The 16,727-nt window shown below is 54.5% G+C and carries 15 protein-coding genes; 11 read left to right on the forward strand and 4 right to left on the reverse strand.

Features of this window, described 5'->3' with window-relative positions:
• Nucleotides 1-79: 79 nt before the first annotated feature.
• Entirely contained in the window at nt 80-1,516 is a 1,437-nt protein-coding gene (locus KNP06_RS02775) for a protein adenylyltransferase SelO (RefSeq protein ID WP_214710485.1), read from the reverse strand.
• 108 nt (nt 1,517-1,624) lie between these two features.
• Between KNP06_RS02775 and KNP06_RS02780 the strand changes: the two genes are divergently transcribed.
• Both KNP06_RS02780 and KNP06_RS02785 read left to right on the forward strand, forming a co-directional pair.
• Nucleotides 1,625-2,869, forward strand: coding sequence for a bifunctional folylpolyglutamate synthase/dihydrofolate synthase (locus KNP06_RS02780; protein WP_214710486.1), 1,245 nt, complete (start codon nt 1,625-1,627; stop codon nt 2,867-2,869).
• Between the two features lie 44 nt (nt 2,870-2,913).
• On the forward strand, nt 2,914-4,482 hold the full coding sequence (locus KNP06_RS02785) for a hypothetical protein (RefSeq protein ID WP_214710487.1): 1,569 nt from the start codon (nt 2,914-2,916) through the stop codon (nt 4,480-4,482).
• Between the two features lie 44 nt (nt 4,483-4,526).
• Here KNP06_RS02785 and KNP06_RS02790 read toward each other — a convergent pair whose 3' ends face one another.
• The 3 genes from KNP06_RS02790 to KNP06_RS02800 are packed head-to-tail and all read right to left on the reverse strand — an operon-like array spanning nt 4,527 to nt 7,163.
• Nucleotides 4,527-6,188: a hypothetical protein gene (locus KNP06_RS02790; protein WP_214710488.1), complete on the reverse strand. Its 1,662-nt coding sequence runs from the start codon at nt 6,186-6,188 to the stop codon at nt 4,527-4,529.
• A gap of 14 nt (nt 6,189-6,202) precedes the next feature.
• The gene (locus KNP06_RS02795; protein ID WP_214710489.1) at nt 6,203-6,766 is read right to left on the reverse strand and encodes a PilW family protein; all 564 of its coding nucleotides are present in this window, start codon (nt 6,764-6,766) and stop codon (nt 6,203-6,205) included.
• A complete protein-coding gene (locus KNP06_RS02800) occupies nt 6,714-7,163 on the reverse strand; it encodes a prepilin-type N-terminal cleavage/methylation domain-containing protein (protein ID WP_034809733.1) in 450 nt (149 codons plus the stop codon). Before KNP06_RS02800 ends, KNP06_RS02795 begins: the two co-directional genes overlap by 53 nt.
• 163 nt (nt 7,164-7,326) lie before the next feature.
• On the opposite strand from KNP06_RS02800, the gene KNP06_RS02805 reads away from it, so the two are divergent.
• The 9 genes from KNP06_RS02805 (at nt 7,327) to KNP06_RS02845 (ending at nt 16,594) form a co-directional block, all read left to right on the forward strand.
• On the forward strand, nt 7,327-8,553 hold the full coding sequence (locus KNP06_RS02805) for a G5 domain-containing protein (RefSeq protein WP_214787847.1): 1,227 nt from the start codon (nt 7,327-7,329) through the stop codon (nt 8,551-8,553).
• On the forward strand, nt 8,550-8,831 hold the full coding sequence (locus KNP06_RS02810; protein WP_034809727.1) for a hypothetical protein: 282 nt from the start codon (nt 8,550-8,552) through the stop codon (nt 8,829-8,831). Before KNP06_RS02805 ends, KNP06_RS02810 begins: the two co-directional genes overlap by 4 nt.
• 10 nt (nt 8,832-8,841) lie before the next feature.
• Entirely contained in the window at nt 8,842-10,491 is a 1,650-nt protein-coding gene (locus KNP06_RS02815; protein WP_251131547.1) for a GspE/PulE family protein, read from the forward strand.
• Nucleotides 10,492-10,495: 4 nt separating this feature from the next.
• Nucleotides 10,496-11,530: a type IV pilus twitching motility protein PilT gene (locus tag KNP06_RS02820; protein WP_214763798.1), complete on the forward strand. Its 1,035-nt coding sequence runs from the start codon at nt 10,496-10,498 to the stop codon at nt 11,528-11,530.
• A 4-nt stretch (nt 11,531-11,534) separates the two neighbouring features.
• Complete coding sequence (locus KNP06_RS02825; protein WP_214787851.1) at nt 11,535-12,752, forward strand: type II secretion system F family protein; 1,218 nt, start codon at nt 11,535-11,537, stop codon at nt 12,750-12,752.
• Nucleotides 12,753-12,893: 141 nt separating this feature from the next.
• Nucleotides 12,894-13,397: a prepilin-type N-terminal cleavage/methylation domain-containing protein gene (locus KNP06_RS02830; RefSeq protein ID WP_214787854.1), complete on the forward strand. Its 504-nt coding sequence runs from the start codon at nt 12,894-12,896 to the stop codon at nt 13,395-13,397.
• A gap of 90 nt (nt 13,398-13,487) precedes the next feature.
• Nucleotides 13,488-14,240, forward strand: a complete 753-nt coding sequence (locus KNP06_RS02835; protein ID WP_214787857.1) for a prepilin peptidase — start codon at nt 13,488-13,490, stop codon at nt 14,238-14,240.
• Nucleotides 14,241-14,252: 12 nt separating this feature from the next.
• Entirely contained in the window at nt 14,253-15,890 is a 1,638-nt protein-coding gene (gene pilM / locus KNP06_RS02840; RefSeq protein ID WP_214787860.1) for a pilus assembly protein PilM, read from the forward strand.
• On the forward strand, nt 15,887-16,594 hold the full coding sequence (locus tag KNP06_RS02845; protein ID WP_214787863.1) for a hypothetical protein: 708 nt from the start codon (nt 15,887-15,889) through the stop codon (nt 16,592-16,594). Before pilM ends, KNP06_RS02845 begins: the two co-directional genes overlap by 4 nt.
• Nucleotides 16,595-16,727 lie beyond the last annotated feature (133 nt).

Raw genomic sequence — 16,727 nt, forward strand, 5'->3', positions numbered from 1 at the left:
CAGGCTGAAGTTGCTTTGTTTATTTTACGTGGCCCGTGTCAAAAGGTTTCAAAAAACCATCCCGCGCGAGCGAGATGGTTCACGTGCCGCAAAACGTCTGATACGGATACGTCCGCGGCGGTCCGGGTGAGACGTAGCGTCCGTAGTCGGCTTCGTAGTCGTATGGCTTCCGCAATACGTCGAGCAGTGCATGCGTCGGCTTGAAGTCACCGCGTTCGGCTGCCATGAGGGCGGCCTCGACGTGATGGTTGCGCGGGATGACGGCCGGGTTGTGCTGACGCATGAGGCGGATGACGTCCTCATCAGGAAGACCTTGTTCCCCGAGGCGTTTCCGCCAAGCGGCGAGCCACGCCTTGCCGTCGTCCTGTTTAGCGAAAACGAGCGCTTCCGTGTCGCCGAGTGTGAGGGCGCGGAACGTGTTCGTGAAGTCGGCCTCGGACTCCATCATGAGCCGGAGCAGTTCATCCGTCAGTTCGTCGTCTCCGTCTTTTCGCACGTAAAGCCCGATTTTATGGGCGAGCCCAGTAAAGTACGCCTCTTTATACGTTTCCGTGTAGTCGTTCAACAGCTTGTTGGCGATATCGACGGCCTTTTCTTGTGTGGCGGCGAGGAGCGGGAGCAACGTCTCGGCGAGGCGGGCCAAGTTCCATGACCCTATATACGGCTGATTCGCATAGGCGTAGCGTCCCTCGCGGTCGATCGAGCTGAAGACGGTATTCGGGTGATACGTATCCATGAACGCACACGGGCCATAATCAAGCCCTTCACCGCTGATAAACGTATTGTCCGTGTTCATGACGCCGTGGATGAACCCGACGAGTTGCCAATCCGCGATCAGTTTCGCCTGCCGGGTAATCACGCGGCCGAGGAACTGTTCATAGCGGTCCGGTTGTCCTGCAAGGTCAGGGTCGTGGCGCTGAATCGCATAGTCGGCGAGGGCGATGACGTCATCAATCGATCCGGCCGCGGCGGCGTATTGGAACGTGCCGACACGTAAATGGCTCGCTGCGACGCGCGTCAAGACGGCGCCGTGCTTCGGTCCTTGGCGCATGATCGGCTCACCGGTCGTCACGACGGCGAGCGCCCGGTTCGTCGGGATGCCGAGGGCGTGCATCGCCTCACTGATGAGGAATTCACGCACCATCGGACCGACGGCGGCCCGTCCATCACCGCCACGCGAGTACTCGGTCGGACCCGAACCTTTCAATTGAACGTCGACACGCTTTCCGTTCGGGGCGACATGTTCCCCGAGCACGAGCGCTCGTCCGTCACCGAGCATCGTGAAATGGCCGAACTGATGACCGGCATACGCTTGCGAGAACGATGTGTCGGTCTGGCGATTCCCGGCGAAGAGTGCGACGTCTTGAGACGTTTCGGCGTCGAGACCGAGCGTCTTGGCGAGTGCTTCGTTCCACAGGACGAGTTCGGGCTTGTCGACCGGATGGACCGGTCCCCGGTCGTAAAAAATGTCACGGAGATCGAGGTAGGTCGCCTCGAAGTTCCAACTGTTGGTCATAGTAATTCCCCCTTCTTCGCCTCGAGTATAGCACAGCCGATTCCTTGCATAGCGCTTCGCGAATTTTGGTAAGATGAGAGGGAAGTGTGAAAACAGGAGTGATGGAAGATGGAGACGAGACAAGAGGTATTGGAATGGCTGAACGGGCAGCTGCGGTTCGGGATCAAGCCCGGGCTCGAACGCATCGAGTGGATGTTGAACGCACTACAAATCGAGGAGTTGCCGTCAATCCACGTGGCAGGGACGAACGGAAAAGGGTCGACGGTCGCTTTCTTGCGGACGATGGCGCTCGCGGAGGGGTTGAACGTCGGGACGTTCATCTCGCCATACATCATCCAGTTCGAGGAACGGATCATGTTGAACGGGGAGCCGATTAGGGAAGACGACCTCGTCCGAATTGCTAATCGGGTCCGTGACTGTGCGAGTGCGTCACCGGAGACGTTGACGGAGTTTGAACTGCTGACGGTCATGGCGTGGCTCTACTTCCATGAGCAACAACCTGACCTCGTCATTTGGGAAGTCGGTCTCGGCGGCCGCCTTGATTCGACGAACGTGTTGACGCGACCGCTCGCGACGGTCGTGACGTCGATCGGGCACGACCATCAAGGGATTCTCGGCGACACGCTCGAAGAGATCGCGCTCGAAAAGTTTGGCATCATGAAGCGGGGCGTGCCGATGTTCCACAGTTTGACGGATGAACGGTTGATCGCGTTGCTCAAGCGACAAGGAGAGGCGATGGACGCATCGATTCACGACGTCACTCCACTCGTCACGTCAATCGAGGACGGGACCGACACGGTCGTCACGTATGACGAGATGAAGTCGGTGACGCTCGGATTGACCGGACACCATCAAGCGTATAACGGGGCGTGCGCCGTCGCCGTCGCGCGCCACCTCGGCTGGAAGGCGGAAGCGATTCGAGCAGGACTCGAATCGGCGCAACACCCGGGTCGCTATGAGCTCATCTCGAGACAGCCCCGCATCGTGCTCGATGGGGCACATAATGCGGAAGGGGTCGCCGCGCTCGTTGAACAGTTGAAGCTCGAGCGTGACGTGACCGTCCTCGCGGCCATTCTTGCCGACAAGGACCGAGAAGCGATGATCGCGTCGCTCCAGATGGTGGCGGATGTCTATGAGACGACGTTCGATTTCCCGCGCACCCGGACGAAAGAAAGTCTGATTGCCGACGGGGCCCGCTATGTGGACTGGCAAGACTGGTTGGCCGCATGGCTGGAGACACCGAAATCCGAGACGCTCGTCGTGACCGGGTCGCTCTACTTTATCAGTGAAGTCAGAACCTATTTCCAAAGTTTGAAAAAAACCGCTTGTGAACAGGAAGAAAAAGGGGTATGAATTAACTGAAGAAGTGTGACGACAAACCGACTGGAGGCACAACGATGAAGAGGCAGCTAAGATCCAAGTACGGGTTCCTCATAGTGGTAGGGATGATTCTATTGTTGTTCGCGTATACGTCAACGTTTGCGAATAACGGTAGAGGTAACGGCAAAGGCAATGGTGGCAGTAACGGCAACAACCAGGGCATTGTTTTCCAAACAAAGATTGAGGATGAGGCGATTCGGACTGTCACGCCGGAAGCTGTGCTCATCGGAGACAGTTTTGATTTGACGTATGACTTGTCATTGAATAACATTCTTGATTTTGAAAAAGGACCGAATATCAATTCCTATAAATATGTAGAGTGGGCAGTCAAGGTCGAGGAGAAAATCCCACAAGGATTGACTGTAGTTATTCCGACTTCCGATGCTCACAATTTGAAGTTCGACTCTACTACGCGCCTTTTAACGGGAACAATCAACATCATGTGCGGTAAAAAGAATTCGGGTCTCACATCTTGTAATGATTATAAGAATGCAGCGTTTTCTGACCTCATCACCATCAAATTGATTGCAGAAAAACCGGGTAGTTATACGTTCGAGAACGGACGATATGCCTATTCGTTGGAAGCTGACCATTCTGGGAATGGGAGCGGTGCGCAAAAACATAATCGTTCGTTCACTGATGCTGGGAGTGGCTTCACAAAAACGACGGTGACGGTAGAAGAACTGAAAATCAACGTTCCAAGTGAAACGACGATTTATTTGGGGAATTCAAAAACGGTAGAAGCTAACTTATCGACTGTGAAAGCGGCGATTCCACCAAATGCGAAACTCACATGGGAAATTGATAAGTCCAGTTTCGTAAATCAAACGAATTCAACGAATCAAAGCGTTACGTTAAAAGCGTTGGATGCCGGTGAGGCGACTGTGAAAGCCGTTTATGAATACGCGAACGGTCAAAAAGTTAAATCAAATGATATGAAGGTTGTCGTCAAACTACCGGATTTATCATTAACTACCAATGATCAAGAACTCTGGGTCTACAAAAACGAATCAGGAACGTTGGTGAAGCAACAGGCTTTATTGACATTGGAACAATTGGTAGAAGACAAACGAGCACTTACCAATCCGCTTGCTGTGACGTGGGACGTTGATTCGACCGCCTTGAAAATTCTTTCTAGTCAGAACACGTCCGCGACCGTACAAGCCGAACATGGGAGTACGAGCAACGTTTCGGTCGTTGCGAAATTAAAGGATTATATCGGACAGACGATGCCTGTCTTGATTAACGTGAAAGAGTATCCACAAAAAGTCTCGACACCGAACGTCATTCTCTACATGACAGACAGCCCATATAGCTATCCGGTCAAATTCTGGCCGGAGACGGCAAACGTGACGGGTTACGGTTTGACTGTCCTCGAAGGAACGGATGTCATGACCGCAAAAGATGGCGTATTGACACTCTTGAAGCCGGGTATCGCGAAAATCGGTCTGGTCACAGAGGACGTCAGTGCATCATTTAAAGCAGGAGAAGGTCCGAAAATCATCAGCCAAACGTTCTACGTCCGCGTCAAAGCAGGTACGGATCCGAACCCAGGAACCGAAGATCCGTCTGGCGATTTCTATTAATCTCAATCATAGAAAAGAGGCTACTCGTGAGAGCAGCCTCTTTTTCATTTCTTCAATTGTTGACCGACGAACAGTTGGAGCTGGTTTGTGACCGGGAGCGTGTCGATTTGGCGGAATACACCTTCATTATATTCCATGACGAGACGTGAATCGTCGACGTCTGGAGAGGCAATCACATTCCCAGGAGCGAAATAAGCTTGTTTATTCGCTTGTTGCGGTAATGATTTAAACGAACCGCGGAATGTGTTTACTTCGAGCGGCCCTTTACTATACAGACCGCCTTTCATGTTGACAATGGAGCCGACAGAATAGAGTCGAGTCGGTTCAGTCGAAGCGCTGTACATAAATGCTTGGAGCGTCGAAGAACTGTCCTGGAATTCATTGATTCGATTCAATAAAATTTTTCCTTCGGCGAGCAGGACGAGTGAACTGTCATTCGCACCAGAAGCGACCGGCAATAAATCCGCGCGATCAATGAACGCGTCTCCTAATGTATAAACGGTCGTATTGAACGCGACTTTCCCACGAATCGTCAAATCCCCATTAATGATTAGTGGGCGGCTAATGGTGATGGTGTCTAATGCGTCGATGGTGACATCTCCGTTTAAGAGAAGCGGGACGGTGCTGTTCGTAATCGACTTGGTGATGACCATCGGACCTGTCACACCTACTGGAAGATTGACGAGTTGTAACGTTTGGATCGAATTGAGCTGGCTGGAATCGATAAACTCGGTCAGCCGTTCACGTGGCGTTGTCTCTCCATCGACGACGTAAGTTTGCTTGAGAAAGGGTGAAATCGTCGATGTCGGGATTAACGTTGATTGAAACAGCGTTTGCTTCGGTGAATTCGTGTAAGGCAATTTACCGGCAGTGGCACGGTGTCGGTTCGCGAACTGGATGACCGAGTAATTCAAGTTAAAGCGAGAAAACGTACTCTCAACCGGACCAATCTCAGGTTCATGGTTCACACCTGGAGTAGTCGAGTTCGTGAAATAGTTCGGCGTTTCACAGCCGTCGCACGTCGCCCCGTCTCCAAGATCGATGCGGCCATCGAGATAAAACCGGCTCGAAGCGCTATTGTTCAGCGTGTTGACTTGGTTTTTCAGTTGGTACTTCGCGTCGCGTTCGAGTGAGAGCCTTGTCCCCGCAAACAAGTTCCCTTCAATCTTCGGTGGACCGTTGACCGTCAACGTGTCGTCCGACCCGAGGACGTAATAGAGGAATGACGGCAGCGCCGTCACATATACTTCTTGGCTATACGAGCTTGTCTGCATCGGCTGTTCCGGTTTCGCTTTCGTCGTCCCGGTCGCGGTCAACGTGAGCACCGTCGTGAACGGGGCGTTCGCCTGGTCCGCTGTCGAGCGGGTAATTGAGTAGCGGATATCGTTATCACCCGATTGGCGCGTCCCTGCATACAACGTATCTTGTTTAAGTACAGTCTCAACTTTCGCCTGGAACAATTGCTCGTTCTCCATATATGGTTGGACAACATTCGCATCGTGGAGCGGGAACGTCGCTCGGAGATCGGCGACGAGCACATCGAGCACGCCTTTGACGTCGGTATCGAGCTGCGTCTCGTCGACACGGAGATTCGTCTGCTTGTTCGTGGCCAAGTTGACTTGAATCGCAGCGAGCGAGAGGACGGCGAGTGCCGCCATCGTCACGAGGACGAGGATGAGGACGTAGCCTCGTTCATCTTGTTTCATTTGACTCCCTCTTTTCATAACGGGATGGTGCTCGTGAACGTTTTGACGAGCGTCGTATCTTCACGAGAGGCGAGTGTTACTTGAATTTCAATCAATCCAGAAGTGATATATGCCTCACGTCCGCGCCTTGGATCGGTTACTTCGTCGCGGAGGTCGATGTCGACGGACTGAACGATGATGTCAGGGTTGTTCGTCACAAAGCTCGACGGGTCGAGCTCGAGAACGGCGTCCTCCATATAATCGCCTTGACGATACAGGATACCTTCCGTCGAGATGCGCGGGGTATGGAGGCGGTGGAACGAATATGTATCCCCGTTGACGGTCAAGGCGTCGAACTCGGTCCGGTTGATGTCTTGGAGGACACTCGTGATCAAATAGTCGGCCTCGCTTCGAAGCGAGCTCGTATCGTTCGTCAGACGGAAACCGAGCGAGCCGGACAAGAAGACGGTGATCACGATGCCGGCGAAGATGGCAGAGATGACGAGTGCGAGCAACAACTCGACGAGCGTGACGCCGTCCTCACGGTCACGGAAGCTCCGGAACGTCCGTCTCAGGGAATTTATCTTGAAGCGTCGCATTCGTCACCACTCCTTTCAACGTAATCGGTTTGAGCAACGTCTCCGAGGCGACGGTAATCTCGACGTTGACGAGGTCGGCGGGTAATTCGTTGCCGGGAGAGAGGATGGTCACATCGAAGGCGCGCCCGTTGATGGTGACGTCACACAAATCGCAGACGTTGGCCGGCGTCTTCTGGAGGATCGAGATGTCAATCGGGTCTCGCGTTTCGGCCGCCCGACGCTTCAACGTGTTGAGCGTATTTTGGGCGACTTGGTTTGCCACGGTCCGGTCAAGATCCGAGGAGGTGATTCGTAAGCTTTGGGAGAAGATATTCATGAGCGATAATGCCAAGATCGAGACGACGACAATCGAGACGAGCACTTCGACGAGCGTGAAACCTTGTTCGGAACGGTCCAACGCATTGACCTCCTTTTCAATATTCATTTAAAGACAGGAAAAAAGAGACTTTTCACCTGAAATAATTGTTATTTTCTGTACAATGCATATTATACTAAAGTTACAGTGGGAACGGATAGTAATTCAAAAGTCTCTTTTGACTTGAAATAGAGGGGGAAATGGAATGAAGCGATATGGGATGCACCTGTTCATCCTGGCGGGGCTAGTCCTGCTCGTGTCGTTGCCGACGATCGGGCTCGTGAACTATCTCGACGCCTCGGCGAAGACGAGTGCTACATATAAAGAGACGACCGTGGCCGGCATCGATGTGTCGGGGATGACGAAGGAAGAGGCGGTCATCCGGCTCGATAACGCCATCAAAGACTTCAACAACACGCCGTTCACGGTGACGCTCGTTGATGGGACGGCCCTCGAAGTCGGCAAGGACGTCGTCTCATTCAACGTCGATGCGACGCTCAAGACGGCTTCTGAACCGGGTACATATCCGCTCGTCACGACGGTCGACGAAGAGCGGTTGACGCCTTACTTAGAGAATCAACCGGTGACGCTCTCGATGGTGACACCGCCGCTCGTCGAATACGCCTCGAATTTAAACTCAGACGTCGTCCTCGAGATGACGGCGACGGAGAGTGAAGTCGTCGCTTCGATCACGGTCAGTCCGACGCCAGCGATGCGCTCGGCACTCGAGCGGATGAACGGCTTCGAGATGGAAGCCGGGGACATCTTCAGCTTGAAAGCGTTCGGAGAAGATTTTGAGGCGCTCAGCACGCTCGGTTCCTCGATGTATCAATTGTTCGCGGCGACACCGTTCCAAATCCTAGAACGGGTCCAACATGAGACGCTCCCGACCGGCATCGAGCTCGGCTATGATGTCAAAGTCGACGAGCGCTCGAACTTCGCCGTACAGAACACGGAACAGACACCGTACGCGCTCATCGTGATCGAAGAAGGGAACGCGATGACGGTCCAATTGCTCGGCAAGGTATTCGTTGGAGCGTACGAGTCGCGCGTCGAAGACGTGACGAGCGTCCCATATCAAAACATCGTCCGCTTCTCGCCGTCACTCACGGCCGGCAGTTCGTCTGTAACCCAATCCGGTCAGACCGGGGAGTCGGGCAAACTGTATCGTGTCCGCATCACGGATACGGGCGAGTCGCTCGAACTGCTCGGGTTTGATTTTTACGAGCCGATCCCGGAGATCGTGACGAAAAGTTCCGTCCCGCTCCCGCCTCCTGAACCGGTCGAACCGGTGATTCCAACTTTCCCGGACGAATCACTGGAAGATGACCCGTTCGATGACGATGTAGAGGATGACGGATTGAATGAGTTTGAAGAACAGCCACCGGTGTATGACCAGGACCCGGTGCCAAGTGAGGGGGCAGTCGGATGATCGGTTATTTGATTTTGATCGCCTTTTGGGTACTTGCCACATTGACCGTGTTCGCCTTATCGATTCCATACGTTCGAAAGCGGGAGACGAAAGGAGTCATCTCGTTACTCGTCGCCGTGCTCTCGCTCGGCGTGTATAGCCTGTATGTCGAAGGGCTCGAGCGGACGTGGTGGGCGTGGGTCCTCCTCGCCCTCGGTTTGGCAGGCGGTGCGGCACTCAGTGCGTTCATCGAACAGCGAGACGTCGCACAGGAGGTACCACAGAGGATGGTGAAGTAAGTTGAGACGAATGAAGAAACGGCTCGGCGGGATGCTCGTCGAGGCGGGGATGATCACGCAAGCACAGCTAGACGAAGCACTTACTCAAAAGCGGACCGGGGAGAAACTCGGGGATGCGCTCATGCGATTGAACTATTTGACCGAGACGCAACTGATTCAAGTGTTGCACGAGCAGTTGAACGTGCCGGTCATTTCATTATATTCAGAAGACATCAATGTCACCGTGACGAAACTTGTCCCGAAAGTCATCGCCCAAAAACATGACATCATGCCGATTTCGTTACAAGGCAATACGCTGTTCATCGCGACAGCGGACCCGCTCGATTTGATCGCCATCGATGACGTGCGTCTGCAGACGGGGATGAACATCGAGGTCGGGATCGCCACGCGCGAACAGATTCGTAAGACAATCAGCCGCTTTTACGAGATGGACGCGTCACTCATCGAGATTTTAAAAGAAGAAGCGCCTGAACTTGACCGGGAAGAGACCGCATCGCGTGATGACGCTCCGGTCATCCGGCTCGTCAATCAGCTCTTCTTGAGTGCGATCGACCAACGAGCCTCAGATATCCACTTCGACCCGCACGAGAAACAGTTGCACGTCCGTTTTCGGGTCGATGGTGACCTCCGGACCGAGGCGATTTATCCGAAAAAGATTCAAAGTGTCATGCTGACGCGCCTCAAGGTCATGAGTAACCTAGACATCACCGAGAGCCGCTTGCCACAAGACGGACGTATCAAATATACGCTCCGGGGCCGCCCGTACGACTTCCGCGTCTCGACGCTCCCGACGATGTATGGCGAGAAAATCGTCATCCGGGTGCTCGACTCGTCGGAAGGGTTGACCGATTTGACGAAACTCGACTTCGGCGACAAAAACGAGGCAGTGTATCGCGACATGCTGAAACGGCCGAACGGGATTATCCTCATCACCGGGCCGACCGGGTCAGGGAAATCGTCGACGCTTTATGCGTCGCTGCGCGAACTGAACGATGAATCCAAAAACATCATCACGGTCGAGGACCCGGTCGAGTATCAACTCGACGGCATCAACCAAGTCCAGGTCAACGCCAAGGTCGGCTTGACGTTCGCGTCGGGTCTGCGTTCGATTTTGCGACAAGACCCGAACATCGTCATGGTCGGGGAGATTCGGGACACCGAGACGGCCGAGATTGCCATTCGAGCGTCGTTGACCGGTCACTTGGTGTTGTCGACACTACATACGAACTCGGCCATCAGCTCGATCACCCGCTTGATTGACATGGGAGTCGAACCGTTCCTTGTCGCCGCCTCGACATCCGGGCTCGTCGCCCAGCGGCTCGTCCGGCGCGTCTGTCGCGACTGCGGTCATGAACAGCCGGTCTCGAAGCGCGAGCAGGAACTGTTTGCCGCTGAAGGGATTCCGGTTGAACGAATCATACGCGGCAACGGTTGTGCCTCATGTAGCTTCACAGGTTATCGTGGACGGCTCGCCATCCATGAGGTCGTGCCAATCGATGAAGGGTTGCGCCGATTGATTATGAACCAGGCGACGGAAGCCGAGATGGTCGCCTACGCGAAAGCGCAAGGTGCCCGCTTCCTCCTTGCCGATGGGCTCGAGAAAGTCGCGTTCGGACTGACGAATACCGAGGAAATATTGAGAACAGTGATAACGGAGTGAGTCTATGATCCATCAGTCGATTGAAGTGATTTTAACGAAAGCGGTCGAACAACGCGCCTCGGACATCCATTTGACCGCCGGCTCACCGCCGATCATCCGGGTTGACGGGAGCCTCATCACGATGGGTGATGAGAAAGTGTTGCCGCTCCATATCGAAAGCTATTTGAAAGACATCATGACCGAGGAGATGCGGGGGCGGCTCGAGATGCAGCGCGACCTCGACTTCTCGTTCGGGGTCCCGCGCGTATCGCGGTTCCGCGTCAACGCCTATTACCAGCGGGGCACGGTCGCGATCGCGTTCCGTTCTATTTCCGGGGAAATCCCGACGATGAACGAGCTCGATTTGCCGCAAGTGCTGAAACGTTTGATTGAAAAGCCGTACGGGCTCATCCTCGTCACCGGACCAACGGGGTCGGGGAAATCGACGACGCTTGCCGCGATGATTCATGAAATCAACCGCACACAGCGCAAACGCATCATCACGCTCGAAGACCCGATCGAGTATTTGCATTCGCACGACCAAAGCATCGTCGACCAGCGTGAGATTGGCTCCGACGTCATGAAGTTCGTCGACGGTCTGCGGGCCGCGCTCCGGCAAGACCCGGACGTCATCTTGCTCGGTGAGATGCGCGACCTCGAGACGATTTCGACGGCGATGACGGCCGCCGAGACGGGCCACCTCGTCATGGCGACACTCCACACGTCGAGTGCGATGTCGACCGTCAGCCGCATCATCGACGCGTTCCCGGCCGAGCAACAGGACCAAATCCGGACCCAGCTCGCCAACGTCCTGCTCGGTGTCGTCAGTCAGCGTCTCTTCCCGCGTGTCGACGTGCCGAAAGGTCGTGTCGCCGCGATGGAGATCATGATCGGCAATCCGGCCGTCGCCAACTTGATTCGGAACGAGAAGGAGTTCCAACTCCCGACCGTCATCCAGACGAACCGGCAGAACGGGATGCAGACGATGGACATGGCGATCGAACAGCTCGTCCGTCAAGGCGTCATCAACCCGAACGCCGTACCAAATGAAGAGAGGTGACTGAATGGCCATCTTCCAATACGAAGGTAAACTGCTGAACGGGAAGCGTAAGAAAGGGCGGGTCACTGCCGTCTCGCTCCGCGAAGCGAAAGAAAAGCTGCGCCAAGAATCGATTCTCGTCACCGAGCTCGCTGAACTCGAGTCGACAGGGTTGAATAAAGAAATCAACTTGCTCCCTGAGCGGGTCAAGATTGAACATTTGATTATGTACGTGCGCCAGTTCGCGACGCTCATCCGGGCCGGTGTGCCGATTGTCCGAGCGACGTCCATCTTGCGCGTCCAGACTGAATCGAAAGTGTTGAAGAAGACGCTCAGCCAAGTCGAGGACGATTTGCGCGAAGGGATCGCGTTCTCGGAGGCGATCAAGAAACATCCGCGCGTATTCTCGAACTTCTTCAGCTCGATGGCGCTCGCAGGTGAGGCGAGCGGGAACTTGGAGGAGGCGCTCGACCAAATCGGGCTTCAGCTCCAAAAACAATATGACGTGAAACGGAAAGTCATCTCGGCGTTGACGTATCCGCTCGTCGTGTCGATCGTCGCCATCGGCGTCGTCGCGTTCCTCATGGTGAACGTCGTCCCGACGTTCGCGAGCATCTTCGGACAGCTCGGTGGGGAACTCCCGCTCATCACGCGTATCGTCGTCGCCGTTTCCGATTTCGTTGCCGCCTATTGGTGGCTCATCTTCGGTGGGGCGCTTCTCGCACTGCTCGTATTCACATGGATGTTGAAGCGCGATAAGGAACGGTATGTGATCGATGGATTGTTGTTGAAGATGCCGATTTTCGGGCCGATCGTCCTAAAGTCGCAAATCGCCTTATTGACTCGAAGTTTGGCTGTCTTGCTGCAAGCGGCGGTCCCGATTTTGTCGGCGATCGAGATCACCGAGAAGATTGTCTCGAACCGGGTCATCCGCAAAGGTCTTGCTCAAGCACGTAAGATGATGGCGCAAGGGATTCCGCTCCACGAACCGCTCGAACGGAACGATAGCTTCCCGCCGCTCATGACGCAAATGATTGCGGTAGGCGAGGAGAGCGGGGATTTGGACTCGATGTTGAACGAGGTCGCAGAGTTTTATGAGACCGAGGTCGAGACGACGACGGACCGCCTGAAATCGATTATCGAGCCGCTGTTGATTGTCGTCTTGGCAAGCATCGTCGGCGTCATCGTCATCGCGATTGTTGTGCCGATGTTCCAAATTTATGGCGATATCCAAAATCAGTAGAAAATTTTTATTTATTTGCAGATTTGTATCTTTTCAATCCTATTTTTTGAATGTATAGTAAAATTGTTCTACTAGTATTAGGTCAAAGGTAATGAATCTAGTTTACATCACAGCAAAACACACAAAAGGGGAGAATGAATCATGTTAGAGAAAATGAAAATGATTTGGCAAGATGCCAAACAATTGAAAGATGAGCGCGGACTCACACTCGTCGAGTTGCTCGTCGTCGTCGTTATCTTGGGAATTATCGCAGCAATCGCTGTTGTCGCGATTGGTGGGATTATCGAGAACTCGAAGAAGGACGCGATGGTTGCCGATGCGAAGCAGATGGTAAGTTCAGCTAAACTTTACACTGCATCGAATCCAGTGAGTAAATCTGCTACATTAGATTTTCTTTCAGCATCAGATACTGCAGCTAAAGATGCAGATGGAAGTACACCAGCTGTAACAGCTAAGGTCGGTGCACAATCTTATATCAGTAGTCTAAAAGATCCTTTCAATCCATCAGCGTCGTACAAAAAAGCTGAAGTTTTAGTTAACAAAGAAGATACTGGAAGCTACTCATATACAGTATCTCTAGACGGTGAAGAGTTTGATTTTGATTCTGTAGGTTCAGACTCTCTTTCGAAATCAGAACTAGAGTAATTTTCCTTTCCGGCTGGCGCTGGGCACTCGCTCAGCCTAGCCGGTTTTCTGTTTTTGGCATATACTTACAAGTAAGGGAAGTGACCTTGATTGGTTGAACTTATTGGACTCATTTACAGCCTCGTCCTCGGGGCCGTCATCACGTCATTCACGAACGTCGTCGGGCTCCGCGTGCCACGCAAACAGTCCATCGTCACGCCGCGCTCGCACTGTCCGTCATGCGGACACGTTTTATCCGCTTGGGAACTGATTCCGGTCTTCGGTTACGTGTTCCTGCGCGGGAAATGCCGCGGCTGTGGCGGGCGGATCGCGCCGACGTATCCGCTCTTTGAACTGCTTGGAGCGGTCGGTTACGCCTATAGCTTCTGGCTGTATGGATTTAGCCTCACGACGCTTCTCGCCTTCGTCTTCTTATCGACGCTCCTCGCACTAGCGATGTCGGACTTGTCGACGATGCTTGTCCCGAACGTCATTTTGCTGTTCACTGCACCGGTCCTCATGTTGCTCGCCTACAGCGCGGGTGTGGTATGGTGGAGCCCGATTGCCGGGGCGGCACTCGGTTTCTCTGTCCTCGCCACCGTTTTTTTCGTCTCCAAGGGGGGACTTGGGGCCGGCGATGTCAAACTATTTACAGTAATCGGGCTCGTGCTCGGGCCGCGCGACGTCCTCGTCGCCTTATTTTTATCGAGCTTTATTGGAGCGGTCGTCGGACTGACATTGATCGGTTTGAAACGGATGGATCGCAAACAGCCGATCCCGTTCGTGCCGTCGATCGCACTTGGCACGATGCTGACGTTTTGGTTCAGCGAACGCTTCTTTGATTGGTATTTTGATTTGATGTAGGGGGAAACCAGCATGAGCCGGTCTATAGAGAAAGGAACGGTCGCGTATTTCTCGTTCGATGCGCTCAGCATCCACGGGGCCGTGATTAAACAAGGTGTGTTCAAGCGCAGCGCCTCCGTCCAATTGGCGAAAGGCGCCTATACGGGGGGACGCATCGAAGACGAGAACGCATTCGGTCTCGCCTTCGATGAACTGTGCCGTAAACTGAAAGTACGAAAAGGGATGGTCTGTGCCGTCGATATGGCCGAGACCGAGGTGTTGTCACGTAAAGTCGAGATTCCATCGACGATCCCGAAAGATGAGATCCGGGGTTATCTGTTCATGGAAATCGGTAGCTCGATCATCTTGCCGTTCGACGACGTCGCCTTCGACTACGAGGTGCTCGGCGAGACGGAGACGAAGACCGAGGTCATGCTTCACGCCGTCTCGGTCGATTTGACGAAAGCCATCCGCGCCTACATGAAAAAACGCGGGTTCCAATTGAAGAAAATCGTTCCGCGTCCGGTCGCCATCGCCAACGGGGTGGCCCGACTCGAGACGCTCGACCCGCTCAAGTCGACGCTCCTTTGGCACGTGACGCCGTTCGCGCACCAGTTGCTCGTCCTTGAAGAAGGCCAGGTCCGCTTCATCCGCGCCATCGAGACCGACCTCCCGTACCGCGCCGAGACGACGGACGGGCTTGTCACGTATACATATAGCGGCTCGAAGGAGACGCTCGCGACGCAGACAGACGAGTGGCTGAACGAGCTGGCCCGTTTCCTCGACTTCTATCGCTACTCGCTCCGGACGGACGGACGCCCGATTGACGAGTTGCTCGTCTCGGGGACGGTCCCGAACCTTGACGATCTCGTCCAGACGATTGAAAGTGAGGCGATGGTGCCGGTCAAACGGATCGCCGACCCGCTTCCACTGTCTCACGCGACGCCATTGTCGCATCAGATGTTGCCGCTCCTTGGGATGGCGACGCTCGACAAAGAGCACGACGCCAACTTCATCAACTCGACCGATGTGACGCTCCGCTGGCCGATCATCGCGAGCTTGCTCGCCCTCTTGATCGGTGGCGGCGCGACCGGTTACTTATTCTATGAAGTGAACGAGTTGAAGCGGAACGAGGCCCAGGTCGAGGAGCAGTTGCAGCTCGTCCGCATCTATCAGACCGAGCAAGTGAACTCTAAAAGTCAGCAAGTCCTATCGCTCGACCAGACAGTGACGGCGCTCACGGCCGAAGAACGATGGGCCGTGCCGGCGCTCCGGGCGTTGACCGAGCAATTGCCGCCGACGGGCTACGTATTGACGTATAACTACGCCGACGGTTCGCTCATGAGCGTGCGTACTCAGTTCGAGACGCTCGCCGATTTGAATGCGTTCCAACGCTCTCTCTTGAACGACCCGCGGTTTGAGAACGTCAAACTGCTCGGCGTGACGACCGAGACGAAAGCGGAGACCGAGCAGGATGAGACGGACACCGATGAGCCGCTCAGTCCGAGCGTGCTCGATTCGACGAACGAACCGCTCCCACGCTACATCGGCGAGTTCACTTTCACGTTCATCGATGCCGAACCGGAGACGCCGGAAGGGGAGACCCCAGATGGTGAGACACCGGACGGCGAGACGGAAGAGACGACCGATGAGGAGGTGGTGAGCGAATGAAACGCTCGACGATTTATTTGATCTTTACAATCTGTTTGTTCGCGGCCATCGCCGTACCGTCTTATTTCGGCTACCAATACTTCATCCACCAAGGCAACGTCAAGTCACTCGAGAGGGAACTGTCGCTCGAGCAGACGAAGCTCGAACTATTGCGCCAGGAAGGGGAAGTCGTCGACGTCGCCGACTCGCAGCGCCTCCAGACGCGTGTCCCGACCGAGGCAGCCCTCGACACGGTCGTCGAGACGTTATCGCAGGCGAGCCAACTGTCTGACGTGCGCGTCACGAGCATCGCTTTCGCCGACGGTGTCATCGCCGAATCGGAAGTGCCGGAAGACATCGACGAGCCGGAACCGAACGATGTGAGTGCGACGGCTGAACCCGCCGAACCGGTCGAAATCACGCCGGTCAACGCCTCGTCAATCCGCTCGACGGTATCGCTCCAAGCGGACACGTACGAGTCGCTCGTCTCGTTCCTCGAGTCGGTCGAATCGATGAACCGGATTCACATCTTGCGCACGGTCCAATTCACTGGACCGACTGAGACGGGGCCGAACACGACCGAGACGGCCCAGCCGCTCGACTTCACGGTCGAACTCGATGCGTTCTATCGTCCGGACCTCGATCAACTCACAGACGATCGTTACGTACCGGCGCAGACGTTCACCCCGAAAGACATCCCGGTGTACGACTATACGACGCCATGATGCAAACGTCCCTTCAAAAAGAAGGGGCGTTTTTTTGAGGCGTCTTGGATTGTAAACGCCTGCCCGTTTGCCTACAATCGACAGTGAAGTGTGATACGGAAAAGAAGCCCGTTACGCACATATGGAAGGAGTC

The sequence above is a fragment of the Exiguobacterium sp. s21 genome (genome assembly GCF_018617975.1).
Lineage (GTDB): Bacteria > Bacillota > Bacilli > Exiguobacteriales > Exiguobacteriaceae > Exiguobacterium > Exiguobacterium mexicanum_A.

What these genes read in the sequence shown, in the direction of transcription:
- KNP06_RS02775 (WP_214710485.1), bottom strand. Translation starts at nt 1,516, where the DNA reads ATGACCAACAGTTGGAACTTCGAGGCGACCTACCTCGATCTCCGTGAC.
- KNP06_RS02780 (WP_214710486.1), top strand. Translation starts at nt 1,625, where the DNA reads ATGGAGACGAGACAAGAGGTATTGGAATGGCTGAACGGGCAGCTGCGG.
- KNP06_RS02785 (WP_214710487.1), top strand. Translation starts at nt 2,914, where the DNA reads ATGAAGAGGCAGCTAAGATCCAAGTACGGGTTCCTCATAGTGGTAGGG.
- KNP06_RS02790 (WP_214710488.1), bottom strand. Translation starts at nt 6,188, where the DNA reads ATGAAACAAGATGAACGAGGCTACGTCCTCATCCTCGTCCTCGTGACG.
- KNP06_RS02795 (WP_214710489.1), bottom strand. Translation starts at nt 6,766, where the DNA reads ATGCGACGCTTCAAGATAAATTCCCTGAGACGGACGTTCCGGAGCTTC.
- KNP06_RS02805 (WP_214787847.1), top strand. Translation starts at nt 7,327, where the DNA reads ATGAAGCGATATGGGATGCACCTGTTCATCCTGGCGGGGCTAGTCCTG.
- KNP06_RS02810 (WP_034809727.1), top strand. Translation starts at nt 8,550, where the DNA reads ATGATCGGTTATTTGATTTTGATCGCCTTTTGGGTACTTGCCACATTG.
- KNP06_RS02815 (WP_251131547.1), top strand. Translation starts at nt 8,842, where the DNA reads ATGAAGAAACGGCTCGGCGGGATGCTCGTCGAGGCGGGGATGATCACG.
- KNP06_RS02820 (WP_214763798.1), top strand. Translation starts at nt 10,496, where the DNA reads ATGATCCATCAGTCGATTGAAGTGATTTTAACGAAAGCGGTCGAACAA.
- KNP06_RS02825 (WP_214787851.1), top strand. Translation starts at nt 11,535, where the DNA reads ATGGCCATCTTCCAATACGAAGGTAAACTGCTGAACGGGAAGCGTAAG.
- KNP06_RS02830 (WP_214787854.1), top strand. Translation starts at nt 12,894, where the DNA reads ATGTTAGAGAAAATGAAAATGATTTGGCAAGATGCCAAACAATTGAAA.
- pilM (WP_214787860.1), top strand. Translation starts at nt 14,253, where the DNA reads ATGAGCCGGTCTATAGAGAAAGGAACGGTCGCGTATTTCTCGTTCGAT.
- KNP06_RS02845 (WP_214787863.1), top strand. Translation starts at nt 15,887, where the DNA reads ATGAAACGCTCGACGATTTATTTGATCTTTACAATCTGTTTGTTCGCG.